This is a genomic window from Pannonibacter indicus, assembly GCF_001418225.1.
In the GTDB taxonomy this organism is placed as follows: domain Bacteria; phylum Pseudomonadota; class Alphaproteobacteria; order Rhizobiales; family Stappiaceae; genus Pannonibacter; species Pannonibacter indicus.
Genome location: NZ_LIPT01000008.1, coordinates 61,400 through 85,547, shown reverse-complemented (window position 1 = coordinate 85,547; position 24,148 = coordinate 61,400). Strand labels below are relative to the sequence as shown.

Here is a 24,148-nt window from a genome sequence, read left to right as displayed (position 1 = left end):
AGCTTTCCTCTGTATGAGAAGAGCAGTGTAAAGCGTGGGGATCTGGTGTGACGGAGCTTGGCCATATGGCTGCGGCGAGAGAAGCTGCCATCGACTGCAAACCTCTGATCAGCATGGCGCTGGAGGCGGGGCGGGCTATCCTCGAAATCTATTCCGGTGATCATGACGCGGCCGAAAAAAAGGACGGATCGCCCGTGACCCTGGCTGACCGGGCGGCTGAAGCGGTCATCCTGAAGGGCCTTGCGGATGCCTGCCCGGACATTCCGGTTATTGCGGAGGAGGCGGTTTCGGCCGGGCATGTGCCGGCTGCTGCAAGCCGTTATTTTCTCGTCGACCCGCTTGACGGAACCCGCGAGTTCATCAGCCGCAACGGCGAATTCACGGTCAATATTGCGCTGATCGACCGGGGTGTTCCGGTGGCCGGCGTCGTCTATGCTCCGGCTTCAGGCGAAATTTACTGGACCGGCGGTGCGGATGCCCGCATGGCCAGGGTCAGCCCTGACGCGCTGGAGGCGGGGGACGGTGTGCCGGTCCATGTTCGCCCGGCGCCTGAGGGTGGTTTGACGGTTCTGGCCAGCCGTTCCCATGCCTGCGCGCGCACCAAGCAGCTGATTGAGCAACTGCCCGTCTCGGATGTCACGTCTGCGGGATCTTCATTGAAATTGTGCCTGGTGGCGGCAGGACGCGCGGATGTCTATCCGCGCCTGTCGCCGACCATGCAATGGGATATTGCTGCCGGTCACGCGGTTCTGCGTGCAGCCGGCGGAAGGGTTTTGTCTCTGACCCCGGGTGGGGCAGAGGCCACGGAACTCGCGTATCACGCTCCCGCCTCACGGGATGGCAGCGGGCTCGAGAATTCCGCTTTCATCGCAATCGGCGATCCGGAGCTTGCTCCGGTGGTTCTGAAAGCAAGTCATATTTGATTAAATGAGGTTACCGCCATGCGCGTGACAATGATTGGGACTGGGTATGTCGGGCTTGTTTCCGGCACCTGCTTTGCGGATTTTGGTCATACGGTCATCTGCGTCGACAAGGACGCCAGCAAGATTGACGCACTGAACCAGGGACAGATCCCGATCTATGAGCCGGGCCTGGCTGAACTTGTTGCCAAGAACGTGCGCGAAGAGCGCCTGTCCTTCACCACTGATGCGGCAGACGCCATTGCCGGTGCGGATGCGGTGTTCATCGCCGTGGGCACGCCGTCGCGCCGTGGCGATGGCCATGCGGACCTGAGCTATGTCTATGGTGCGGCCGAAGAGATCGCCGCCGCCATCAAGGATTTCACGGTGGTGGTCACCAAGTCCACCGTTCCGGTGGGCACCGGTGACGAGGTGGAGGACATCATCCGCCGCGTCAATCCGGCAGCTGACTTTGCCGTCGTATCCAACCCGGAATTCCTGCGCGAAGGCGCGGCCATCGAGGACTTCAAGCGTCCGGACCGTATCGTCGTCGGTACGGATGATCCGCGTGCCGTCGAGGTGATGCGCGAACTGTACCGCCCGCTTTATCTCAATGAAACGCCGATCCTGGTGACGCGCCGCCGCACGTCCGAGCTGATCAAATATGCCGCAAACGCCTTCCTCGCCGTGAAGATCACCTTCATCAACGAGATGGCCGACCTTTGCGAGAAGGTGGGGGCCAACGTTCAGGAAGTGTCGCGCGGGATCGGCCTTGACAACCGCATCGGCTCCAAGTTCCTGCATGCAGGTCCCGGCTATGGCGGCTCCTGCTTCCCGAAGGACACTCTGGCCCTGTCCAAGATTGGCCACGAGGCAGGGTCTCCTGTGCAGATCGTCGATACGGTGATCAAGGTCAATGATGACCGCAAGCTGGCCATGGCCGACAAGGTGATCCGTCATCTGGGCGGTGACATCGCCGGCAAGACGGTGGCCGTGCTTGGCCTTGCCTTCAAACCAAACACCGACGACATGCGCGAGGCGCCGTCCATTCCGATCATCAAGCGCCTGCAGGAAGCCGGTGCCACGATCCGCGCCTTCGATCCGGTAAGCATGCATGAGGCGTCCAAGTCCATGACGGACGTGATGTTCTGTGACGGCCCGTATCATGCGGTCGAGAATGCCGATGCGGTAGTGATCATCACGGAATGGGACCAGTTCCGTGCGCTGGATCTCAACCGGCTGAAGTCGATCATGCGCGCGCCGAACGTCATCGACCTGCGCAACATCTACCGCATTGATGACATGACCCAGCGCGGCTTCAACTACGTCAGTGTTGGCCGCAGCTACTGATATCTGTCAGGTCTCATGAAACAGCAATGCCCCGGCGGTGAGCCGGGGCATTTTCCATTTCGCAGGGGGATTGGACTCATACCAATTCTCGATGTGCTTGACTCATCGAGAATTGGCTAAGCCCGTGCGGCGCTTGAGCATCTTCAAGGCGTGATGCGTCAGCATCGAAAGCCTTGGTATCAGTTTCCGTCCATGACCTCGACGGTGACGCGGCGGTTGAGCGCGCCGGTGCGGCCGAAGCGGCGGGTTTCGCCGACGGTGACAATGGTGATGCGGTCCGCGCTGGCGCCCTTTTCCGTCAGGAAACCTGCCACGGCCTGCGCACGCGCATGGGCAAGGGCCTCGTTCGTCTTGCGCGGGCCGGCGACACTGCTGAAGCCGGTCACCTCCAGCTTGCAGCCCTCTTTTGCACTCAGCTCCGCCAGCGTCTTCAGCGGCAGGTGCGCTTTGCCGGGCAGGTCCGAGCGGTTGAGCGGGAAGCCGGTCACATCAACGCGCTTGGGCGCGCATTTGGCTTTCGGGCTCGGCGTTGCCGTGTTGGCCGATGCCTTGGACTTCGGCGCGTTCGGCACCTTTTCACCAGCGGCAGGCACGGCAGCTTCCGGCGCAGAGGCCTGAGGAACGGCCGGGGCGTCAGGAACGGCCGGGGACGTGGACGGCTCGGCAGTGGCGTCAGCCTGTGCTTCCGGAGCCTTGTCCGCGGGAGCAGGCTCGGCCGGAGGCAGGGCCCCCTGTCTTGGTGCGTCCGGTGTTTGCGTCTCTTGTGTTTGCGCGTCCGCAACCGGAGGCACCGGATTTTCGGAAGGCGTGTTTTCCCCGGCCTGTGCAGAGGCCGGCAGCCAGCCGGTTGCCGGCGGCTCGATCACGGCAATGCTGGAATTGTTGCTAAGCCGGGCGCCGCGCGGTCCGGTGGCGTTGTCCTTGGGCTGAGCCTTGTCAAGCACCTTGATGTCTTGCGCTGGAACCTTCACGCTGCCGATTTCCGCCGACAGCACGTAGAGGTTCCGGTCCATTGCCGTGCCTGCGCCGCCCCATTTGTCATTGGTGAAGTGGACGGAGAAGGGCTGGTTCTTTTCAAGATCGGCAGAATCGACGGTGAAAGTGACTGCCTTCTGATGATCCTGCCAGTCCGTCAGCTTTGAGAGCGGTCCGTCTGTTGATGTATCGATTGCGTTTTCAACAGTGCCCTTGGCTATTTCCTGGTCACCATATCGGATTTCGTATGCGGGCGGGCCATCGAATGCCTCGCCAGCCAGAGTGAATGTAACGTTGATGCTCCCGGCATTTGCCGGGAAAACGAACAGGGAAACGCCGGCAAGGGATATGACGGCGAGCCGGGCAAGAGAATAACGGGTTGAAATCATCTGGTCCGCTCCGCGAATAGAAATCTGGAGCGGCATTAAGGCCAGAGAATGCGGCGGCAAGATGAAGCCGCAGGACGGCGTTCAGGCGTCCTGCGCGGCGGCTTCCGGCTCCCGGCAGACATCCACCCAGATGGCATCCGTCAGTTCGGCCATGCGCTCCGGGGTGATGCAGACGGCAGCATTGACGGCACCAGCTGCGGGATAGACCACATCAAAGGCCTTCAGCGACACATCGCAGTGGACCTTCAGAGGGCGGGCGAGGCCGAAGGGGCAGACACCGCCGACCGGGTGGCCGGTGATCTCTTCCACCACATCCAGCCCCAGCATCTTCACCTTGCTGCCAAAGGCGGCCTTGGCCTTCTTGTTGTCGAGGCGGGCATCGCCGCGTGTGACCAGAAGGATCGTCTCATCGCCGGCAGCGATAGAGAGCGTCTTGGCAATCTGCGCTGGTTCAACGCCAAGAGCCGCAGCAGCTTCTACAACGGTGGCGGTGCTGGCATCCTTCACCATCACCTCGATATCCGGTGCCTTGCTGGCAAAGAAGGCGCGCACGCTCTCAAGGCTCATAGTCTTCCCCTGCAACTCTGGTGATGATCCGCGTACCGAACCGTTCGGTTCGCTTCTGGGAGGGTAACGACCTGTTGGCGGAGTGTCCAGCCCTTCACCTCACATGTGCAGCGTACCTGCGTCCCTTGGAATGGAAGCCTCTCCTCGGCGGGAGGCGAATGTCAGCGCCCTCCCGGGGCTTTGCCGGATGGGCATAGGGAGGCCGGAATGCCAGATGGTCAAACTGCGGGGTCAGGCAAAGTGGGCGCTCGTGCGGAAGGTCGGGGGCAGGGGGTGCTCAGGCTCCTTGCCGCAAAGCTCGGCGGCAAGGGCCGCACCAACAAGATGGGCAATGCCAAAGCTGATCTTGAAGCCGCCGGTGGCGGTAAAGATGCTGTCGAAGCCGGGAACGCGGCCAACCAGCGGATCACGGCCAAACGGCTTCGGACGCACGCCGGCCCAGGTCTCCACAAGCGCGCGGCCCGCCAAGGCGGGGCAGAAGCGTATGGCACGGGCGAGCAGGGCCGCGGCGGGGGCCGCCTCCGCTTCGGTGTCCGTGCGGCCGGCGATCGCGGTGCTGCCGATGGCGACGGTGCCGTCCCCGTGGGGCACAACGTAGAGGCCGTCGCAGTAGACGGCGGGCATGGCGGAAAGCTCCGGGGCGGCGACGCGCAGGGCCTGTCCCTTCTCGCCCTCGCCAAGCGGTTTGCCGGTCAGCGCCTCCAGCATGGCAAAGCTGGAAAAACCCTGCGCCAGAACGATGGCACCGGCACTGAGAATCTCTCCATCCGCGAGGGTGACGGAAGGGGCGCTGCCGCTGACGCTAGCAACGGGCGCACCGGTGATGAGTCGGCCGCGCGCGGAAAAGGCCAGCGCCAGCGCCTGAAGATAGCGGCGGGGGCTGATGCGCGCGGCCAGCGTCTCGCGGACAACGCCAAAGGGGGCGGCTTCGGGGGCAAGCCAGGCAGCGTGGTCCCCCGCCTCCTCGATCTCGTAGGCAAAGCCGGTAACAGGGGTGTTCCAGTGCGTCCGCGCCTCAGCCGCCCGGGCGTGGTGGTGCGTGAGAAGATCCGCCGTGGTGATGGGAAGAACCCGGCCGCAGCGGCGGTAGCCGGTCTCAAGGCCCGTCTCGGCCTCAAGTTGGGCAATGTGCCCCTCAAGACCGGCAAGGGCCTCAAACTGAAAGGCCTTCTTGGCATTCCAGCGGGCAGGCATATGCGGCATCAGCGCACCAAGAACGCCGCCGCTGGCACCTGACCCCACTTGATCCGCTTCCACCAGTGTGACCGACAGACCGGCCTCTGCCGCAGCCCGTGCGATGGAGAGGCCGAAGACGCCAGCACCGATGACCAGAACATCCGGTGCCCCCTGAAGGATGGCGGGGCTGGGCTGCTGGGTCATGCGGGGCGTCCTTGGCTTGTACTGATGGCGCGGGCAGAAGGATGGATTGGCTTTGACATCTCGTCCGGAAGTGATGCAATCCAAGGCAACTGTCACGATCCGATCAGTAGCGCATGACACAGGCAGGGCAAGAGGATTTGAGGGCTGAATTGCCGCAGGCAGGCACAGCGCCGGAGCTGGAATGGCTGGAAGACGGAGTGCCCCGCGCCGGGCGCTTCGGCGACACCTATTTCTCCCGCGCGGGTGGTCTGGCCGAGACGGGCCATGTGTTCCACGCAGGCAATGGCCTGCCGCAGCGCATGGCGGGGCGTCAAGGCTTCACCATCGGCGAGCTTGGCTTCGGCACCGGGCTGAACCTTCTGGCCACACTGAAGCTGATCCGGACACTGGAGGCGCCGCCGCAGCTGACCTTTCTGTCCTTCGAGGCTTATCCCCTGACGCTGGCGCAGCTGGAGCGGGCGCATGCGGCCTTTCCCGATGTGGCCGGGGAAGCGGCTGAGCTGCGCGCGGCGCTTGCCGGCATGGCTTCAGATGACGGCGCGCTGGCGCCGGGCTGGCATCTGGCGGCGGTGGACGGGGCGCGCCTGTGGCTTGGCATTGGCGACGCGCGCGTTCTTCTGCCAGCGCTGACATCGGGACAGGGGCCTGACGGGCTTTTGTCCGCGCTGCCGGTCGAGGCGTGGTTCCTCGATGGCTTCTCCCCGGCGAAGAATCCGGAGCTCTGGAGCCCGGAGCTGATGGCGTCTGTGCATGGCCTGACGGCAGCGGGCGGCACCTTTGCCACCTATAGCGCCGCTGGATGGGTGCGGCGCAATCTTGAGGGTGCGGGCTTTGAGGTGGAGCGTATCAAGGGCTTTGCGGGCAAGCGGCAGATGATGCGTGGCATGCGGCGCTGAGCGCTTCAGAAGCCGATGGAGAGGCGCCCCGTGGCGCTCCAGCTCTGGCTGCTGGCGCCGATGCCGGACACCTGGCCGCCCAGATTGAGGCTGGCCCCCCCGGCGGCCTGAAAAGTTGACGCCGAGGCTGGCGCTGGTGAGGGCAGACCAGGCTCCGGCCACCATTGGCTCGGTATTCGGCTGGCTCAGGTCGAGGGCCTGCGAGTAACGCAGGTTGGCATAGACGCCCGCATAGGGAAAGGCCTTGATATCGGGGGGTGAGTGTCTGGGTGATGCTGGCCCGCGCGCCGAGGGTCGTGCGCCCCAGAAACACATCCATCGCCTCCATTGAGGTGCCGTTGCTGGCCGTGCAGCTGCCGTGCCGCTCATAGGCGCTATAGAAGCGCGCTTCCGGAGAGAGAGGCCCGCCCCTGTGCCTCCCGGAAACTCCGGATGCTGGCAGCTTCCGGGCTCATGGGGCCTGTCTCTCGCGATGGAACGCAGGCGGCGGTAACCGTGACCGTGTCGAAATAAAGCCCCTCAGTCCGGAACTGCAGCGTCAATGCACTGTTTGCCCGCTCGATGGTGCGGGTGATCGTCATCGCACCGGAGGGAGCGGCAGATCTGGGCGGTTCGCCGGTTTCGGACAGGGTGTAGCGATAGGGCGTGCCGCTGTTCGGCGTGAAGGTGATGGTCACCGTGTCGTGTCCCCAGTGCCGAAGCCGGCTGCCGTCCGCTCGATCTGATTGAGATTGCCGGACATGGCGTTGAAATGCCCGGCGTTGATCTCAAGGCAGCCTTGCGAGACGGCCTGTGCATTGGCCGGTGCCTCTCCTGCCAGCAGCAGCACCACGGCCGGAAGCAGACCGTACCGCAGGCGCCGGTAGCTGTAGAGCGGATGAGGCACGGGGCTGGCTCCGTGAATTCCTAAATCAAAAACAAGATCTTCGCCTTGCCGAAAACTGGAAAATCGGCGCTACCTGAAAAAAGATGGGCTGTCTGTTTGGTGTTTATGTGGCGATTTTTCAGAAAAATGTTGTAAGCAATTCTGAAATAAATAGAGATTTATTGATGGATCGTTTCAGATCTCGGTGAGAAGCGACCTGCGCAAGACTGAAAAATACAAATGCCGCCGGAAGGTCCGGCGGCACCTGCGTCAGATGTTGGAAGAAAATCAGCCGCGGCCGATGAAGGGCATATTTGTGGCCATCACGGTCATGAACTGGACATTGGCCTCCAGCGGCAGGCTGGCCATGTGCAGCACGGAGCTGGCGACATGGGCCACATCCATCACCGGTTCCGGGGCGATGGTGCCATTGGCCTGCGGCACGCCTTTCTGCATTGCTTCCGTCATGTCCGAGGCGGCGTTGCCGATATCGATCTGGCCGCAGGCGATGGAGAAGGGCCGCCCGTCGAGCGAAAGGGTGCGGGTGAGGCCGGTGATGGCATGCTTGGACGCGGTGTAGGCAACAGAACCCGGACGCGGCACGGCGGCGGAGATCGAGCCGTTGTTGATGATGCGCCCGCCCTGCGGCGTCTGGTGGCGCATCATGCCGAAGGCGCCACGGGCAATGAGGAAAGCGCCGTAAACATTCACATCCAGCACCTTGCGGAAGTCCTCGGGCTTCATGTCGTCGATCAGCGTCGAGGGCAGGCTGATGCCGGCGTTGTTGAACACCACATCCAGACGGCCGAACCGCTCGCCCAGACGGGCAAAAAGACCATCGGTGAAGCTTTCGGTGCTCACATCTCCTGCCAGGATCAGGGCCTTGTCAGCAGCAGCTTCCGAGCGGGCGAGTGTATCCGCCAGCGCATCCTCCCGGCGGCCGGTGAGAACCACATTCGCGCCGGCCTTCAGGAAGGCAATGGCGGTGGCACGGCCAATGCCGGAGCTTGCGCCGGTGACGAGAACGGTCTTGCCGGTGAAATCCATGAAACATCTCCCATACGGCCACAAGTCTGTGCGGCCATGTTGTCTGACAACTCCGGCTGCAGGCTAGCCCGCAGTCCCGCCCTCCGGCAAGACCGGAAGGCGGCAAAAGTGTTCTGCAACAAGGGAAAGCTATTCTGGCGCGGCAAGCGCCGCCGCATCTGCCTGGTTCATGCCGAGGCGGACCTGGGCCAGATGTTCCACGTGGGCGCGCAGATCCGCCGAACGCTTCATCAACGCGCGGAAATCGGAGGCCGAGAGCACCAGCAGATTGCAATAGCCAAGGGCGACCACATCGGCACTGCGCGGCTGGCCGGTCAGAAGGGCGATTTCGCCCACCACATCGCCACGTCCGACGGCATGCGTGCCGAAGGCGGTCCGCACCTCTGCGGCTCCCGATGAGATGAAATAGGCTGCGTCGCCTTTCTCGCCCTTGCGGATGATGTATTCGCCGGGCGTTGCAAAGCGCGGGCGCATCAGCCGGACGATTTCCTCACGCTCGGCATCCTTCAGCCCGGAGAAGAACGGGTTCTGGGCAACGAGATCGCGGGTCTTCAGCCCAAGGTCCAGACGCGGGCGGCCGCCGCCGGTGGTGCGGCGCTGGGCCAGCTCGTGCTTGAGGTCGTTGTAAAGCTCGGTGCCGATCAGCGTCTGGGTATAGGCGTCGGAATAGGCGGCCTCCTCGAAGCGCTGGCCGGTGCGGCGCAGGAAGTCCAGCTCCAGCGCATCGGCATAATCGGGATATTGCAGGCGCATGGCATCCAGCCCCTGGACGATATCCTCGCGGCGGATGTCGAGGGTTTCGTGCAGGATCGAAGCCACACGGTCGCCCAGGAGCGGCTTGATGCGGTTGCTGTTGAACTCGATCAGCTCGTTCAGGACGATGCGGGTCAGCAGCAGCCGCTCGAAACGGTCGGCCACGACGATGCGCAGCGGCAGGTCGATCTTCAGCCAGCGCTGGGTCCACTGGGCGAGGCGGAACAGCTTGCCGAAGGAGACGATCCGCCGGGCAGAGCGGTTGTAGCCGGTCCGGCCCTTGGTGCGCGCCTGATCGGCGATCCGGCCGACAATCGCCAGGTGGCTGGTGATGGTGCGGTTGGAAACCGTGCCTTCGCGGAAATGCTTGAGAACGAATACCCTTTCCCGGTCGGCAAGGGCGATGAGGCCCAGCAGCACGCGTTCACGGTCCATGATGTCTTCGGCAAAGGCATTGATTTCCGCCGCTTCGGCCGAGCGCGCCGCATAGTCATCGCTGACCTTGCGGGCGATGGCATCCGAAATGGAATAGGCGTGCGCGGCCTCGTCCACCTTGTCCCGCACATCCGAGAGGGCAAGCGCCAGGAACTGGTGCCGCAGCGCCTGATCCAGCGGCGACAGGGTGTTGAGCTTCAGGATCTTGATCAGCGGCTTCAGCGTGGTGCCGTAGATCAGCAGGGTGAAGAGCACGAAGCTGGTGGCCAGAACGGCCACGAAGCGCTGCACATCATCCGGCAGGGTCCGGTGCTCGGTGATGGACAGGGCAAGGATCAGCGTCACCGCACCGCGCATGCCGCCCCAGAGAATGACGGTCTTGTAGCGTGTATTGACCGGTTCGCTGAGTTTCATCACCTCAAGCAGTGGCATGATCCCGAATATGACCACGGCGCGTGCGGCAAGGGCGGCAACGATGAGAACGACCAGCAGCAGGGCGTCCAGCATGCGGAAGCCTGTCAGCAGTTCGGGGATCAGGATCGAGGCAAGCACGAAGATGAGGGAACTGGCCCAGAAGGCGATCTGCTCCCACACATCATGCAGATAGGACCAGGCATCCGGGGTGATGCGGGCCGGGCCGTAAAGATTGAAGACGATGCCGCTGGCGACCACGGCGACTACGGCCGAAACATCCGCCAGATGCTCGCTGACCACGTAGACGAGATAGGGCAGGGCGACGGAGAAGGTGACCTGCGCCAGCTTGTTCTCCCGCATAATCGGCAGGAAGGCCACCGCTACGCGCCCCGCAACGAGGCCCAGAAGGATGCCGCCGATGAAGGAGCGGAAGAAAGTGACGACAGCTGCCATCGGCTCGGGGGTCTGCGCACCGGTCAGCATGCCCAGAAGAATGACGAAGAGCACGATGGCGGCGGCGTCATTCAGCAGGCTTTCGCCTTCGACGAGGCGCCCGAGGCGCCCTGGAGCGCCGATGTCGCGGAAGATGGAGACAACGGCCACGGGGTCTGTGGTGGCGACGATGGCACCCAGCAGCAGGCAGGCCACCAGGGAAACACCCGCCAGCGGGAACAATGCAAAGCCGATGATCGCGGTTGCCACCAGCACGGCGATGACTGCCAGCAGCAGGATCGGAACCCAGTCTTCCAGGATCCGCCGCACGTCCAGCGTCAGTGTCGTCTGGAAGAGCAGCAGTGGCAGGAAAATGTAGAGTACCGTCTCGGAATCGATCGGCGGATCGACGAAGACATAGGCCAGCGCGTTGAATGTGTCGGTGCGCGGCGTATAGAGCAAATAGGCCGCGAGAACGCCGATCATGGCGCCCACCGCGGCAATGAGAACGCTGGGCGCAAGGTCAAGCCGCCGCGCCAGAGGCTGCAGCAGGGCGATGACAACAAGGAGGCTGGCGAAGGCCGCGATGACGACAGGAGTGTGCATGTGCCTATCTTGGCGGGCGATGTGGCAAAATGTGGTTAAAATTCTCTGCCAAGCTGCTTTGAAAGCAGTTTTTTATGTGCTTAGCCCTCACCTGACGCAGAGGCGGCCTCCGGTGCCTTCCGCCGCTCGGACAGCCAGATGCCGGTGAACACCAGACCCAGCGCAAGGGCGTGGTAGAGGTGGAAAGGCTCGCTCAGGATCAGCACGGCCAGAATGGCGCCGAAGATGGGCACCAGATTGATGAAGATGCCCGCCCGCGCCGGGCCGATCAGCTCCACGCCGCGCATGAAGAAGATCTGCGACAGGAAGGACGGAAAGATGGCGATGAACAGCACGATCAGCCAGCCCTTGGGCGTCGGCCACAGGGCGTTCCCGGCCATCACCTCATAGATCACCGGCGGAACGGAGGCGACGGCGGAAATGAGCGCCATGACGCCGAAGAAGATGGCGCCCGGCACGAGCGGACGGTTGCGCAGGGCGAGCGTGTAGCCTGCATAAAAGACGCAGGCGATCAGCATGATGCCGTCGCCCATGTTGATCTCCAGGGCCGCCAGATTGCTCAGGTCCCCCTTGGCCGCCACCAGAGCGACGCCTGTCATGGTGACAAAGATCCCGGCAACCTGCAGCGCCACCACCCGTGTGCCGAAGGCAATCACTGCGCCGATGAGCACAAGGGCAGGCATGGCGCCCTGGATGATGCCGAGATTGACTGCCGACGTTGAATGGGCAGCAATGTAGAACAGCATGTTGAAGCCCACGAAGCCGAAGAGGGCCATCAGCGTCAGATGCAGGAAATAGGGGCGCATCTGCGGCCAGTGGGCGGTGATACCCTTGCGCATGGTCACAAGCACAATGCTGCCGACGATGGCCCACCGCAGGAACACGATGACCATCGGTGACACTTCGCCAATCGCCATTTTGCCTGCCACCGAATTGCCGCCCCAGGCCAGTGTCGCCAGCATCAGCATGAGAACGGGACGGTCATAGGCGCTCCGCAGGAGGCGTGAAAGCGGCTGGATCATGATGGCTCCGTGACGGACGCCCCGAAGGGAGGCTCCGGCGCCTGCAGGCGCTTCTGGCTGGAGGTCGGACGTTGCGCGGTGTGCCCAAAGAAGTTGCACGGCTGATCCGCTGCTGGCAAGCGGCCCCGCCTGAAAATTCCTCTCTGCCTTGCGTCTGCATCAGGTCCGGCTCCCTTTCTCAAAGGGAGCCGGGAGATTTGATTTGTTCCCTCAGGGAAAAGGTCATGTGGGATTTCGTTGGATTGACGCAAGGCCTGCTCGCGGAGAGAGTGCGGGCATGATGCGGCGGTATCTGCCGCGAGAGGTGTTTGCACAGGGCAGTTGCCGGGAGCTGGACATGACAGAGCGGATTGAAATCGATGGCCTGAAGATTGCGCGCGCGCTTCATGACTTCGTGAATGATCAGGCCCTGCCGGGCACTGGCATCAGTCCGCAGGTGTTCTGGAGCGGCTTTGCGAAGATCCTGGCGGATCTGGCGCCGGTGAACCGGGCCCTCCTTGAAAAGCGCGACGGGCTGCAGGCCGCCATTGATGCCTGGCACCGGGCCAATCCGGGTGTGCCGGATATGGAGGTCTACAAGGCCTTTCTGACCGAGCTTGGCTATCTGGTGCCGGAAGGCGCGGATTTTGCGGTTGGCACGCAGAATGTGGACCCGGAAATCGGCGAAGTCGCCGGGCCGCAGCTCGTGGTGCCGGTGATGAATGCGCGCTATGCACTGAACGCGGCCAATGCCCGCTGGGGCTCCCTATATGATGCGCTGTACGGCACCGATGCCATGGGCACGCCACCGGCAGGCGGTGGCTATGACGAAGCGCGCGGGGCGCAGGTGATTGCCTATGCCCGCAAGGTGCTGGATGAGGCGGCGCCTTTGGCCGAAGGCTCCTGGTCGCAGGTGACAGGGCTTGCCGTCGAAGGCGGGGCGCTGGTCTGTTCGCTCATGTCCGGCAAGACCGGGCTTGCTGCACCGGAGCAGTTCGCCGGTTATACGGGCGGGGCTCAGGACCCGGAGAAGGTGCTGCTGCGCCGCAACGGCCTGCATCTGGAAATCCTGCGGGACCGCACCCACCGGATCGGCGCCACGGACAAGGCGGGCATCGCCGATGTCGTGGTGGAGGCGGCGCTGTCCACCATCATGGACTGCGAGGATTCCGTTGCCGCCGTGGATGCGGAAGACAAGGTGACGGTCTATGCCAACTGGCTGGGCCTGATGAAGGGCGATCTGGAAGACACGTTCGAGAAGGGCGGGCGCCAGATGACCCGCCGCCTCAATGGCGACCGGACCTATCTGTCGCCGCGAGGGGACACCTTCACGCTGCATGGCCGCTCGCTGATGCTGGTGCGCAATGTCGGGCATCTGATGACCATCGATGCGGTGCTGGATGCGGAGGGCAACGAGGTGCCGGAAGGCATTCTCGACGGCATGGTGACGGCGGCCATTGCGTTGCATGACATCGGGCCGAAGGGCCGGCGCGCCAACAGCCGGGCGGGCTCGGTCTATATCGTCAAGCCGAAGATGCACGGGCCGGAGGAGGTGGCCTTTGCCGACACGCTGTTTGCGCGCATCGAGGATGTGCTGGGCATGGCCCGTAATACGCTGAAGATGGGCATCATGGACGAGGAGCGCCGCACCACGGTGAACCTGAAGGAGTGCATCCGCGCTGCGAAGGACCGGGTGTTCTTCATCAACACCGGCTTCCTCGACCGCACGGGCGACGAGATACATACCTCGATGGAAGCCGGGCCGATGATCCGCAAGGGCGACATGAAGGCCGCCGCATGGATCTCGGCCTATGAAGCCAATAACGTTGATGTGGGTCTTGCCTGCGGGTTGCCGGGCCATGCGCAGATCGGCAAGGGCATGTGGGCCATGCCGGACCTGATGAAGGCGATGATCGAGCAGAAGATCGGCCACCCGATGGCCGGCGCCAACACCGCCTGGGTGCCGTCGCCCACCGCTGCCGCACTGCATGCGCTGCATTACCACAAGGTTTGCGTTGCCGCCCGCCAGGAGGAGCTGAAGAGCCGCCCGAAGGCAAAGCTGGAGGGCATTCTCTCCATCCCGGTGGCCACACGGCCGAACTGGAGCGCGGAAGACATCCAGGCCGAACTCGACAACAATGCCCAGGGCATCCTTGGCTATGTGGTGCGCTGGGTGGATCAAGGCATCGGCTGCTCCAAGGTCCCGGACATTCACAACGTGGGGCTGATGGAGGACCGGGCGACACTGCGTATCTCCTCGCAGCATATCGCCAACTGGCTGCGCCATGGCGTCTGCTCACGCGAACAGGTGATGGAAACCATGAAGCGCATGGCTGCTGTGGTGGACCGGCAGAATGCCAGTGATCCGGCCTATCAGCCGATGGCCGCAGATTTCGACGGATCCGTTGCGTTCCAGGCGGCCTGCGATCTGGTGTTCAAGGGCGTTGAACAGCCCAATGGCTACACCGAGCCGGTGCTGCACGCCCGCCGCCGCGAAGCCAAGGCCCGCCAGCGCGGCTGAGACCAGCAGCAAGGGAAAAGCAGGAGGCGCAGGCAGCGGTTGCCTGCGCCTTTTCTCTTGGGGGTGAAGCCGCTGAAATGAGCTGTGATTCTCGATACTTGTCCGCGCGCCCTGTGAACGTGTGGGGCGGTTGTGTCGTTTTGGTGCGTCTTTAAGCGTTTTCGTTAAACATTGTAAGACTTTGGTGGGATTCATCTAGACAAGCTTTCTGCATGCTTCTCATTCGGCTTGAAAGCGCAAGGGGACAAGCATACCTTGACGTTGGTACAGAACGCATAACGCGCCCCATCGACGCTGTACCACCGGTGCGAGAAGAGCCAGAAGGCGCCCGGTACCGGGCTCCGGTTGCAAGGCCAGCAGCCGGGGAGACTGGACGGAAAGTGCTTGTTTCCAGTTCGATGCAGGCGTGTGCCTGTTCTGGAGATTGCACTGACTGTCCGTCTTGGGCTGGTCAATTGTTTGAAGAAGGCAACCCCGCAGCTGCGGCAGCGGGGTTGCCGTTTTTTGCGGACCCACCCGGTGTTTTTCCATCTGACGGGCATAGTGCCTTGCGTTCTGCTGCGCCCGCTATAGCCTTGCCGCAAATGGGATGTCGCGGATGGAGACGGGACTGTCAACATGCTGATTGCGGAAGGGCTTGCACGCAACGAGCGGATCGATCTGGCGCTGGCCTGCTCGCTTGCTGCGATTTCTGGCGCGCTGAATGCGGCAGCTTTTTACGCTGTCGGTTTCTTCTCGGCCAACATGACGGGCAATGTCTCGCTGTTCTCCGACAAGGCGGCTGAGGGCAACTGGCTGCCGGCCCTGTTTTTCCTGACGATCGTCGTGGTGTTTGTCGCCGGTGCTGCCGTGTCCGCTCTGATGATCAGTGCCGGGCGCCGCAGAGGAAATATCGGCATCTATGCCTACAGCATCTTCAGTGAGGCCGTTCTGCTGGCGGCGCTGGCGGCAGCCGACCTGTGGCTGCTGGCGGAATGGCGCAGCACGGTGCTGGTGCTGGGCCTTGCCTTCCTTATGGGGCTGCAGAATGCAACGGTTACCCGCATTTCCGATGCGCGGGTGCGCACGACGCATGTCTCCGGCATGGCGACGGATATCGGCATCGAGATCGGGGTTGCCGTTGATATTGCGCGCGGGCGCGATACGCAGACGGATGCAGCCCACAACATGGCCAAGCTGCGCCTGCACGGAGCGACGATCCTGTCGTTCCTTGCCGGAGGCGTGGCGGGTGTTCTCGTCTACCGGGAGATCGGGGCGGGGCTCTTGTTCATCTGCTCCGGCGCGCTCAGCCTCATTGCCACGCGGGCTATCTTCCATGTGCGCAAGCGCAGCCGCCAGAACGGCGCCTCGGGCGCCGGGGCTTGACCGCTCCGGAGCATTGTCCGGAGCGGTCAGGCAGAAGGCATCTGATCAGGCCTTGGCCAGTTCTTCCAGCACGCGGGCCCAGGAGCGGATGCCCTTGTGGAAGCTCTTCAGCTCGTATTTCTCGTTGGGCGAGTGGATCTGGTCGTCATCAAGACCGAAGCCGATGAGCATGCTGTCCATGCCGAGCATGCGCTTGAAGTCGCCGACGATCGGAATGGAGCCGCCCATGCCGATGAGGGCGGCTTCCTTGCCCCATTCGGCCTTCAGCGCCGCCTGACCCTTGGCAATGGCCGGCATATCCGGGTTGAGGGAAATGGCCGGGCTGCCGTCCTTGGCGATGAAATCCACCGTGCAGTCCGCGGGGATCTTGGAGCGTACATAGGCGCGGAAGGATTCGCGCACCTTTTCCGGATCCTGATCGCCAACGAGGCGGAAGGTGAACTTGGCATGGGCTTCCGCCGGAATCACCGTCTTGGAGCCGGGCCCCTGATAGCCGCCCCACATGCCGTTCACTTCGGCGGTCGGCCGGGTCCAGATGTGCTCCAGAGGCAGGCGGCCCTTTTCGCCGCGCGGATACTTGAGGCCGATTTCTCCAAGAAATTCCTCTGCCGAGAAATCGAGCTTCGACCACATTGCGGCGAGGCTCTCCGGCAGGTCATGCACGCCGTCATAGAAGCCGGGCAGGGTGATGCGGCCGTTCTCGTCATGCAGGCCCGCAATGATGCTGGCGACGATATGGTTCGGGTTCTGTGCCGAGCCGCCGTAGCTGCCCGAGTGCAGGTCACGGGCGGCGGCCTTGACGATGATCTCGTCCCCCACCATGCCGCGCAGCATCAGGGCAATGGCCGGGGTGTCCCGGTCCCACATGCTGGTGTCGCAGACAAGCGCGAGGTCGCAGGAGAGTTCGTCACGGTTTGCTTCAAGGAACGGGTGCAGCGAGGGCGATCCGGATTCTTCCTCGCCCTCGAACAGGATGGAGACATCCACCGGCAGATCGCCCGTTTCGGCGATATAGGCGCGGGCGGCTTCGACGAAGGTCATCAACTGGCCCTTGTCGTCGGCGGCACCGCGCGCAACGATCATCTTCGAGCCATCGGCGCGGGTGACAATGCGCGGTTCGAAGGGATCTGTCTCCCAAAGGTTCAGCGGATCGACCGGCTGCACGTCATAGTGACCGTAGAACAGCACATGCGGGCCGGGCTTGCCGGACTTGCGGTGGCCGACGACCATCGGATGACCCGCCGTATCACGCACGCTTGCAGGAATGCCGATGCTGGTCAGCTCTGCCGCCAGCCACTCGGCCGCCTTGCGGCAATCGGCCTTGTAGGATGGGTCGGTGGAGATGCTGGGGATCTTGATAAGGTCGAAGAGGCGCGCAAGGGCGTTGTCGAGATCCGCGTCAATGCGGGCGAGAACCTTGTCGATCTGGCTCATAAAGAGGCTCCTGGGGTGTGTCTGCCATCAAGAGGCAAAAGGGGGGCAAAAGGCGGGGGCGAAGGCATGGGACCTTGCTCCGGTTGCGCCACAATGGCGGCATCGGACCAGCGGGGCAAGTGTGCCGCGGACAAAGGACACAGATGGCTGCGCCCTGCGTCAATCCGTTCCTTCCGGCCAAATTGCATCTGGCCGTGCCGGTGCTAGGATCGCTGGCACAAGCTGAAGGAAAAACTCATGTTCTCCATCTCCCGCCGCGAATTCCTGACCGGGACAGCCGCAAGCCTTGCGGCCTTCGGGGCGGGCGGTCTTGCCGCAAGCCGGGCAAAGGCGGCGGATTTCGTGCTGCCGATCCGCCCTTGCGAGCATGAATTGCGCCCTGGCACCGTTACCCGCGGCATGATGGGTTTCGGCGATACGGGCGTGCCGCCTGTGCTGCGGCTCAAGCAGGGCCAGCCTTTCATTGTCGATGTGCAGAACCAGCTGGAAGAGGCTTCCGTGGTGCATTGGCACGGCCTGCGCATCGCCAATGCCATGGACGGCGTGCCCTACCTGACGCAGGACCCCATCGAGCCGGGACAGAGCTTCCGCTACGAGCTGACCGCGCCGGATGCGGGCACCTTCTGGTATCACCCCCATTGCAACACACTGGAGCAGATGGCCAGAGGGCTGACGGGCACGCTGATCGTGGAAGAGGCGGAAGACCCCGGCTTTGACCTCGATCTGCCGCTGAACCTGCGCGATTTCCGGCTGGGCAGCGACGGGCAGTTCATCGAGTTCTACAAGCTGCGCAACGCGGCCAGAGGCGGCACGCTGGGCACGGTCTCCACGGCAAACTGGCGGGAAGAGCCCGTCTATGAGGCCCCGGCGGGCGGGCTTGTGCGGCTGCGCCTGATCATGACGGATGTAACGCGCGTTGGAACCTTTGCTGTTTCAGGCGGCGAGGCGCGGGTGATTGCGCTGGATTCCAACCCGCTGGCTTCGCCGCTGTCTGCTGACAGCATTCTTCTTGCCCCCGGCCAGCGCGCTGATGTGGCGCTGCGCATGCCGGATGGGGAAGGGCAGGAGGTGCAGGTGACGCTGGCCACCCAGAAGGGGCCGCGCGTGATGGCCCGGCTGAAGGCGCAAGGGCAGAGCCTTAAGCGCAGTCTGGCGGAGCTGAAGCCGCTGCCCGCCAATCCCGTGCTGCTGCCGGATCTGGCCTCGGCGGAAACCATCGATTTCGTCTTTGGCTGGACGCCGGATGGAACCGCGCCGCAGCCCAGCATCTGCGGCACGCTGGGGCTGAATTTCTGGTCCATCAACCGGGTGGCCTGGCAGGGGGATACGCCGGGGCCGGTCGATCCGTTGGCGGTGCTGCGCAAGGGCAGGTCCTATGTGCTGCGCCTGCGCAACGAGACGCAGAACGACCACCCCATCCATCTGCACGGCCTGTCCTTCCAGCTGCTGCGCTCCAACAAGCGCGAACTGCCGCCGCTGGTGACCGATACGGCGCTGCTGATGGCGCAGGAAACCATCGAGGTCGGCCTTGTGGCCGACAACCCCGGCAACTGGGCCTTCCACTGTCACGTCATCGAACATCAGAAGACCGGCCTGACGGGCTATATTTCCGTTGAGGCGTGACGAAAGGGCAGCTCACACCCGCGGCATCACCTCTACATTGTCGATCAGGCGCACGCCGTCGAGCCAGACGGCGGCGAGGAGGCGGGCGGGGCGGTCGGCGCGGGACATGGGCGTCAGGTCGCTTTCGGCGCGCAGTTCCAGATATTCAAGGTCGCCGAAGCCGGCAGCTGCAATGGCTGCGCGGGCATCTGCCAGAACGGGCTCTGCCGCTTCACCGCCAGACAGGCGCTCTGCGGCGGCGAAGAGGACGGCGGGCAGGGCTGCTGCCGTGTTGCGGGCCTGCGCTGACAGGCGCACATTGCGGGATGACATGGCGAGGCCGTCCGCCTCGCGCACCGTCGGGCAGGGGACGATCTCCACCGGGATGTCGAGATCACGTACCATGCGCTTGACCACTTGCAGTTGCTGGAAATCCTTCTCGCCGAAGAAGGCAAGGTCTGCGCCGGTCTGCAGCAGAAGCTTGCTGACGACCGTTGCAACGCCATCGAAGTGCCCCGGCCGGTGCGCGCCGCACAGGCCTTCGCTGACGCCGCTGACGGAGACATTGGTGGCAAAACCGTCCGGATAGATCTCTTCCACTTCCGGCGCGTAGAGCACATGGGTGCCGAGCGGTGTGAGCTTGGCCGCATCGCTTTCGGCCGTGCGCGGATAGGCGGCGAGATCCGCCGCGTTGTTGAACTGCTTCGGGTTGACGAAAAGGGTGACGATGACCCGGTCGGTGCGGGTGAGGGCGGTGCGCACGAGGCTGAGATGGCCGTCATGCAGCGCGCCCATGGTGGGCACCACGCCAATGGTCAGCCCCTCGCGCCGCCAGCCGGCAGTGCGGGCACGCAGGGCGGCAAGGCGGTTGATCGTCTCAAGGCTCATGCTTTTTCTCCCTTGGAGCGAGGCGCGTCAGCGAAGACATGTTCGGGGCCGGGGAAGCTGCGGGCGCGCACCTCTTCGGCATAGGCAGCAACGGCAGCCTTCGCCGTGTGGCCCAGTTCGGCGTAGCGCTTGACGAAGCGGGGGCGGAAGGCGGTGAACATGCCGAGCATGTCGTCGATAACGAGGATCTGCCCGTCGCAATCCACCGAGGCGCCGATGCCGATGGTGGGAATGGCCAGCTCCTGCGTGATCTGACGCGCGAGGCTGTCCGGCACTTTTTCCAGCACCACCGAAAAGGCGCCGGCCTGCGCCACCGCATGGGCATCGGCCAGAATGCGGGCGCGATCCTCGCCCCGTCCCTGCACCTTGTAGCCGCCAAAAGCGTTGACCGCCTGCGGCGTCAGGCCGATGTGGGCCATGACGGGAATGCCGCGCCGGGTGAGGAAGGCGATGGTCTCCGCCATTGTCTCGCCGCCCTCAAGCTTGACCGCGCCAGCACCCGTTTCGCGCATCAGCCGTGCGGCATTGCGGAAGGCCTGTTCCGGGCTCTCCTCGTAGGAGCCGAAGGGCATGTCGATGACGAGCAGGGCCTTTTCGACGCCGCGCCGGACGGCCTGGCCATGCAGGACCATCATCTCCATGGTGACGCCGAGCGTGGAGGGCAGGCCATGCAGCACCATGCCGACACTGTCGCCCACCAGGACCACGTCACAGGCGGTGTCGGCAATGCGGGCGACGGGGGTGGTGTAGGCGGTGAGGCACACCAGCGGTGTGCCTCCCTTGCGGGCCTTGATCTCGGGCGGCGTCAGGCCGCTGACGGAAGCCGAAGCGCTCATGCAGTTCCTCCCAGATGCCTGATGGCGGAGACTGCCGGAAGGTCCGGGCGGGGCCGCCGCAGGCCGATGCGTTGCGCATGGCCTGCGTCATTGGCATATTTTCTTGCGTCTGCGAAGTGAATTGTGCGCCGCAGTGGTGAAGCAGGGCTCAGAAGCCCCGCTTGAGCGAGCCCAGAACACCGCGCACCAGCGCCCGGCCCAGCGAGGAGCCAAGGCTGCGGGCGGCGGATTTCATGCCTGCTTCCAGTGCAGTGTCGCGGGAAGAGGCCCGCTGCCGCCGCTGGGTCTGGCTGTCCTGCCGGGGCCGGTCGTCGCGGCCGAAATCCGGCAGTTGGAAGCCGGTGCGCGTGCGGCGGGCTGGCTCTTCCCGGTCATAGGCGCCGGTGCGCAGATCGTCTTCCCGCTGGCGCTCCTCGATCCGCGCCTGATCACGCGCGCGCTCGGTTAGCATTTCATAGGCGGATTCCCGGTCACGGGCGCGCTCATACAGGCCGAAGAGGGGGCTGGACTGGATGCAGTCGCGCCGCTCTGCCGCGCTGATGGGGCCAAGGCGGGAGGAGGGCGGACGGATGAGCGTGCGCTGCACGACAGAGGGCACACCCTTGCCTTCAAGCGTCGAAACCAAAGCCTCGCCAACGCCCATTTCCATGATGACGCTGCTGGTATCAAGGTTCGGGTTGGGGCGGAAGGTTTCGGCGGCGGCCCGCACGGCCTTCTGCTCACGCGGGGTGAAGGCCCGCAATGCGTGCTGAACCCGGTTGCCAAGCTGCGCCAGCACCGTCTCGGGCACGTCCATCGGGTTCTGGGTGACGAAATAAACGCCCACGCCCTTGGAGCGGATCAGACGCACCACCTGTTCCACCTTCTGCAGCAGCGCCTTGGGGGCACCGGTGAACAGAAGATGCGCCTCGTCGAAGAAAAAGACCAGCTTTGGCTTTTCCGGATCGCCCACCTCGGGCAGCTCCTCGAACAGCTCCGACAGCATCCACAGCAGGAAGGTGGCATAGAGCCGGGGCGAGTGCATCAGCCGGTCGGCGGCCAGAATGTTGATGGTGCCGAGCCCATCGCGGCTCTGACGGGCAAAGTCGCGGATGTCGAGGGCAGGCTCGCCAAAGAACTTGTCGGCGCCTTCGCGTTCGAGCACCAGCAAGGCGCGCTGAATGGCGCCCACAGAGGCGGAAGACACATTGCCATAGATGCGTGACAGCTCGGCCGCCCGCTCGCCCACATGGGCGATCATGGCGCGCAGATCCTTCAGATCCAGCAGCAGCAGGCCCTCATCATCAGCCAGTTCAAAGGCAATGTTCAGCACGCCTTCCTGCGTTTCGTTGAGATCCAGCATCCGGGCCAGAAGCAGCGGTCCGATCTCGGAGATGGTTGCCCTGAGCGGATGGCCCTGCTCGCCGAATAGATCCCAGAAGACGGTGGGGAAGCCTTCAAATTCATAGCGGTCTGCATAGCCGATGTCCTTTGCCCGCTTCAGCAGGAAGTCCTTGGGATCGCCCGGCATGGCAATGCCCGACAGATCGCCCTTCACATCGGCACAGAAGACCGGGACGCCGGCCTTGGAAAAGCCCTCCGCCAGGATCTGCAATGTCACCGTCTTGCCGGTGCCGGTGGCCCCGGTGATGAGCCCGTGCCGGTTGGCAAACTTCAGGTTCAGAACCTCATCCTTGCCGCTGCTGCCAATGAAAATGCTGTCCGTCACGTTTTCCCGTCCTTTGGCGTCATGTCCCTTGGTGATTTCTATCACCGCATGTGACCCGGTCCAGAGGCAAATCACTCCCGGGAAAATGTTGCGGCATGGGTGATTGCATTTTTTGACGCAGCGGCTTCAATGCATTGGTGGTGGTGCTGCGGCGCCGGACCGGTGGGAGCTAAAGGGAGTAATGCGCATGTCTTATCCAGTCATTGATATTGAAGGCATCGGTCCTGTCTATGCAGAAAGGCTTCACGCGGCGGGCATCCGGACGACCGGCGATCTGCTGGAGCTTGCCAAGGATCCCAAGGGGCGCGAGGCGCTGGGCGCGGAAACCGGCATCGAACACAAGCGGATCCTGAAATGGGCCAACATGGCCGATCTGATGCGCATCAGGGGCGTTGCAGAGGAATATTCCGAACTGCTGGAAGCAGCTGGTGTCGACACTGTGAAGGAACTGAAGCACCGGGTGCCCGCAAATCTGACCGCGAAAATGGCCGAGGTGAATTCGGTGAAAAGACTTGTCCGCCAGGTGCCGTCGGAGACGATGGTGGCCCGATGGATCGAAGAGGCCAAGCAACTGCCGGCCATCCTCACATACTGACAGCCGAGCTTCGCAGCTGCCTGAAAAACAAAAGGCCCGCCGGATGCAACTGGCGGGCCTTCGGAATCTTGCCCTCATCCGCGCTCAGACGCGGATCTGCCCGTAGCGCAGGGCCTCAACGACCGTATGGGTCTTGTTGGAGGCGTTCAGCTTGACGCTGGCGTTCTGCAGGTGGGCATGCACCGTACGCTGGGAAATATCCAGAAGCTCGGCAATTTCCCCTGCAGTCTTGCCGAAGGCGGTGAGTTCAAGCACCTTGCGCTCGCGGGTGGACAATGCGCCGGGGCGCTGGGCGGTGATGACACCCATGTCCTGCAGCTTCACGAAGACCGCTTCCGCAATCATTTCGATGGCCGCGAGCGAGCATTTGTCGGACTTGAGGCTGGGGCCGGCGCAATAGACGAAGGCCTGGAAGGGCTGCAGTTCGGTCACCGGCACCGCGATGATCTGGTAGCCTTCTCCAACCGCAGCCATCAGGCGCGAATGCTGTGTGTCACCGGCCGACACTGTCCAGACCGACGTGCGGTCCGAGGCAAGGCCGAGGGACAGGACCGCATCATTGGCCGAGAGCGGCGGATTGTCAGCCGAACCGGTGCGTGCATCCGGCCAGCGGTAGCGCTGTACCAGGCTCTCGATGGAGCGCTTGGGCATCGGCAGGCCGGTGACGAGAATATGGGTCGCCCCCAGACGGCGGAGATTTGTCTCCAGAACGTCAAGGACAATCTGGGCAGAGTCCGACTCTGAAATGGTACGCAGCTCTGTGCTGAGTTCAGCTTCATCCATCATTGTGCACATCCACTTGCAGGCGGCATGAACCGCTTGTTGTTATACTTCCGGGTGACCGGAAGTTTGACCTTATTCGGGTCTGCAGGCCGTCCGCTGTTTTTTGATGGGAAGCGTTTCCGGTCTGCGGGCTGCCGGGAAACAGGCGTTTTGCTTGCCGGAAGCTTGTCTTTGCTTTTAGCCTAGAAACCATAAAAATACCAACCGTAATATGAGCAGAGTTTTTGCCAAATCCGCCAATCTGCACCTGATGCCGGAACAATCAGGCAAAGACGGGCAAACGGCGGCTGGATGGTTATCATCATGATAACGCTGCGTCCGTTGGCGGAAAGGCTTCAGCCTTTGGGCGAGCTTGTCTCACTCTCCCTCAAATGAAATAAAGGTGACAATCCCGAGGAGTTGAGCGT

General features: G+C 63.3%; 20 protein-coding genes. 7 read left to right on the top strand and 13 right to left on the bottom strand.

Translation table 11 applies throughout. The annotated features are described in order from the left end of the window. Window positions 1-65: 65 nt before the first annotated feature. Both cysQ and ASC48_RS12735 read left to right on the top strand, forming a co-directional pair. Window positions 66-923, top strand: coding sequence for a 3'(2'),5'-bisphosphate nucleotidase CysQ (gene cysQ, locus ASC48_RS12740; protein ID WP_055456122.1), 858 nt, complete (start codon window positions 66-68; stop codon window positions 921-923). An 18-nt stretch (window positions 924-941) separates the two neighbouring features. After that, window positions 942-2,249 carry a UDP-glucose dehydrogenase family protein gene (locus tag ASC48_RS12735; RefSeq protein WP_055456121.1) on the top strand — a complete coding sequence of 436 codons (1,308 nt, stop codon included), beginning with the start codon at window positions 942-944 and terminating at the stop codon, window positions 2,247-2,249. A 179-nt stretch (window positions 2,250-2,428) separates the two neighbouring features. Here the strand turns inward: ASC48_RS12735 and ASC48_RS12730 are convergent, their stop codons facing one another. The 3 genes from ASC48_RS12730 to ASC48_RS12720 form a co-directional block, all read right to left on the bottom strand. Further along, complete coding sequence (locus ASC48_RS12730; RefSeq protein WP_055456120.1) at window positions 2,429-3,613, bottom strand: OmpA family protein; 1,185 nt, start codon at window positions 3,611-3,613, stop codon at window positions 2,429-2,431. Between the two features lie 81 nt (window positions 3,614-3,694). Then, entirely contained in the window at window positions 3,695-4,180 is a 486-nt protein-coding gene (locus tag ASC48_RS12725; protein ID WP_055456119.1) for a YbaK/EbsC family protein, read from the bottom strand. Window positions 4,181-4,411: 231 nt separating this feature from the next. Beyond that, entirely contained in the window at window positions 4,412-5,560 is a 1,149-nt protein-coding gene (locus ASC48_RS12720) for an NAD(P)/FAD-dependent oxidoreductase (protein WP_055456118.1), read from the bottom strand. 149 nt (window positions 5,561-5,709) lie between these two features. Here ASC48_RS12720 and mnmC2 point away from each other — a divergent pair, with 149 nt between their 5' ends. Then, on the top strand, window positions 5,710-6,456 hold the full coding sequence (gene mnmC2 / locus ASC48_RS12715) for a tRNA (5-methylaminomethyl-2-thiouridine)(34)-methyltransferase MnmC2 (RefSeq protein ID WP_082440115.1): 747 nt from the start codon (window positions 5,710-5,712) through the stop codon (window positions 6,454-6,456). Between the two features lie 374 nt (window positions 6,457-6,830). On the opposite strand, the gene ASC48_RS12710 is transcribed toward mnmC2, so the two are convergent. The 5 genes from ASC48_RS12710 to ASC48_RS12690 form a co-directional block, all read right to left on the bottom strand. Next, the gene (locus ASC48_RS12710; RefSeq protein ID WP_055456116.1) at window positions 6,831-7,133 is read right to left on the bottom strand and encodes a hypothetical protein; all 303 of its coding nucleotides are present in this window, start codon (window positions 7,131-7,133) and stop codon (window positions 6,831-6,833) included. Next, complete coding sequence (locus ASC48_RS12705) at window positions 7,130-7,342, bottom strand: hypothetical protein (RefSeq protein ID WP_055456115.1); 213 nt, start codon at window positions 7,340-7,342, stop codon at window positions 7,130-7,132. The genes ASC48_RS12710 and ASC48_RS12705 overlap by 4 nt, the downstream gene beginning before the upstream one ends. Window positions 7,343-7,609: 267 nt before the next feature. After that, complete coding sequence (locus tag ASC48_RS12700) at window positions 7,610-8,368, bottom strand: SDR family oxidoreductase (RefSeq protein WP_055456114.1); 759 nt, start codon at window positions 8,366-8,368, stop codon at window positions 7,610-7,612. 129 nt (window positions 8,369-8,497) lie between these two features. Further along, entirely contained in the window at window positions 8,498-11,008 is a 2,511-nt protein-coding gene (locus ASC48_RS12695) for a cation:proton antiporter (protein ID WP_055456113.1), read from the bottom strand. A gap of 80 nt (window positions 11,009-11,088) precedes the next feature. Beyond that, window positions 11,089-12,030: a DMT family transporter gene (locus ASC48_RS12690; RefSeq protein ID WP_055456112.1), complete on the bottom strand. Its 942-nt coding sequence runs from the start codon at window positions 12,028-12,030 to the stop codon at window positions 11,089-11,091. 337 nt (window positions 12,031-12,367) lie between these two features. On the opposite strand from ASC48_RS12690, the gene ASC48_RS12685 reads away from it, so the two are divergent. Beyond that, a complete protein-coding gene (locus ASC48_RS12685) occupies window positions 12,368-14,530 on the top strand; it encodes a malate synthase G (RefSeq protein ID WP_055456225.1) in 2,163 nt (720 codons plus the stop codon). A 618-nt stretch (window positions 14,531-15,148) separates the two neighbouring features. Continuing rightward, window positions 15,149-15,895 (top strand): YoaK family protein, encoded by a 747-nt coding sequence (locus tag ASC48_RS12680; protein ID WP_055456111.1) that lies wholly within the window; start codon window positions 15,149-15,151, stop codon window positions 15,893-15,895. Between the two features lie 45 nt (window positions 15,896-15,940). On the opposite strand, the gene ASC48_RS12675 is transcribed toward ASC48_RS12680, so the two are convergent. Beyond that, window positions 15,941-17,329 (bottom strand): dipeptidase, encoded by a 1,389-nt coding sequence (locus ASC48_RS12675; protein WP_055456110.1) that lies wholly within the window; start codon window positions 17,327-17,329, stop codon window positions 15,941-15,943. A 237-nt stretch (window positions 17,330-17,566) separates the two neighbouring features. Here ASC48_RS12675 and ASC48_RS12670 point away from each other — a divergent pair, with 237 nt between their 5' ends. Further along, window positions 17,567-18,952: a multicopper oxidase family protein gene (locus ASC48_RS12670; protein ID WP_055456109.1), complete on the top strand. Its 1,386-nt coding sequence runs from the start codon at window positions 17,567-17,569 to the stop codon at window positions 18,950-18,952. Between the two features lie 12 nt (window positions 18,953-18,964). On the opposite strand, the gene panC is transcribed toward ASC48_RS12670, so the two are convergent. From panC to ASC48_RS12655, 3 genes are all read right to left on the bottom strand, one after another. Next, window positions 18,965-19,819 (bottom strand): pantoate--beta-alanine ligase, encoded by an 855-nt coding sequence (panC, locus tag ASC48_RS12665; protein ID WP_055456108.1) that lies wholly within the window; start codon window positions 19,817-19,819, stop codon window positions 18,965-18,967. Further along, entirely contained in the window at window positions 19,816-20,655 is an 840-nt protein-coding gene (gene panB / locus ASC48_RS12660) for a 3-methyl-2-oxobutanoate hydroxymethyltransferase (RefSeq protein ID WP_055456107.1), read from the bottom strand. Before panB ends, panC begins: the two co-directional genes overlap by 4 nt. A 148-nt stretch (window positions 20,656-20,803) precedes the next feature. Then, window positions 20,804-22,363 (bottom strand): helicase HerA-like domain-containing protein, encoded by a 1,560-nt coding sequence (locus tag ASC48_RS12655; protein ID WP_055456224.1) that lies wholly within the window; start codon window positions 22,361-22,363, stop codon window positions 20,804-20,806. Window positions 22,364-22,550: 187 nt separating this feature from the next. Here ASC48_RS12655 and ASC48_RS12650 point away from each other — a divergent pair, with 187 nt between their 5' ends. Then, a complete protein-coding gene (locus ASC48_RS12650) occupies window positions 22,551-22,958 on the top strand; it encodes a DUF4332 domain-containing protein (protein ID WP_055456223.1) in 408 nt (135 codons plus the stop codon). A gap of 84 nt (window positions 22,959-23,042) precedes the next feature. Here ASC48_RS12650 and ASC48_RS12645 read toward each other — a convergent pair whose 3' ends face one another. Continuing rightward, window positions 23,043-23,744, bottom strand: a complete 702-nt coding sequence (locus ASC48_RS12645) for a helix-turn-helix domain-containing protein (RefSeq protein ID WP_055456106.1) — start codon at window positions 23,742-23,744, stop codon at window positions 23,043-23,045. Between the last annotated feature and the right edge of the window lie 404 nt (window positions 23,745-24,148).

Coding starts and splice junctions, on each gene's coding strand:
- cysQ (WP_055456122.1), top strand. CDS start 66: ATGGCTGCGGCGAGAGAAGCTGCCATCGACTGCAAACCTCTGATCAGC.
- ASC48_RS12735 (WP_055456121.1), top strand. CDS start 942: ATGCGCGTGACAATGATTGGGACTGGGTATGTCGGGCTTGTTTCCGGC.
- ASC48_RS12730 (WP_055456120.1), bottom strand. CDS start 3,613: ATGATTTCAACCCGTTATTCTCTTGCCCGGCTCGCCGTCATATCCCTT.
- ASC48_RS12725 (WP_055456119.1), bottom strand. CDS start 4,180: ATGAGCCTTGAGAGCGTGCGCGCCTTCTTTGCCAGCAAGGCACCGGAT.
- ASC48_RS12720 (WP_055456118.1), bottom strand. CDS start 5,560: ATGACCCAGCAGCCCAGCCCCGCCATCCTTCAGGGGGCACCGGATGTT.
- ASC48_RS12700 (WP_055456114.1), bottom strand. CDS start 8,368: ATGGATTTCACCGGCAAGACCGTTCTCGTCACCGGCGCAAGCTCCGGC.
- ASC48_RS12695 (WP_055456113.1), bottom strand. CDS start 11,008: ATGCACACTCCTGTCGTCATCGCGGCCTTCGCCAGCCTCCTTGTTGTC.
- ASC48_RS12690 (WP_055456112.1), bottom strand. CDS start 12,030: ATGATCCAGCCGCTTTCACGCCTCCTGCGGAGCGCCTATGACCGTCCC.
- ASC48_RS12685 (WP_055456225.1), top strand. CDS start 12,368: ATGACAGAGCGGATTGAAATCGATGGCCTGAAGATTGCGCGCGCGCTT.
- ASC48_RS12680 (WP_055456111.1), top strand. CDS start 15,149: ATGCTGATTGCGGAAGGGCTTGCACGCAACGAGCGGATCGATCTGGCG.
- ASC48_RS12675 (WP_055456110.1), bottom strand. CDS start 17,329: ATGAGCCAGATCGACAAGGTTCTCGCCCGCATTGACGCGGATCTCGAC.
- ASC48_RS12670 (WP_055456109.1), top strand. CDS start 17,567: ATGTTCTCCATCTCCCGCCGCGAATTCCTGACCGGGACAGCCGCAAGC.
- panC (WP_055456108.1), bottom strand. CDS start 19,819: ATGAGCCTTGAGACGATCAACCGCCTTGCCGCCCTGCGTGCCCGCACT.
- panB (WP_055456107.1), bottom strand. CDS start 20,655: ATGAGCGCTTCGGCTTCCGTCAGCGGCCTGACGCCGCCCGAGATCAAG.
- ASC48_RS12650 (WP_055456223.1), top strand. CDS start 22,551: ATGTCTTATCCAGTCATTGATATTGAAGGCATCGGTCCTGTCTATGCA.
- ASC48_RS12645 (WP_055456106.1), bottom strand. CDS start 23,744: ATGATGGATGAAGCTGAACTCAGCACAGAGCTGCGTACCATTTCAGAG.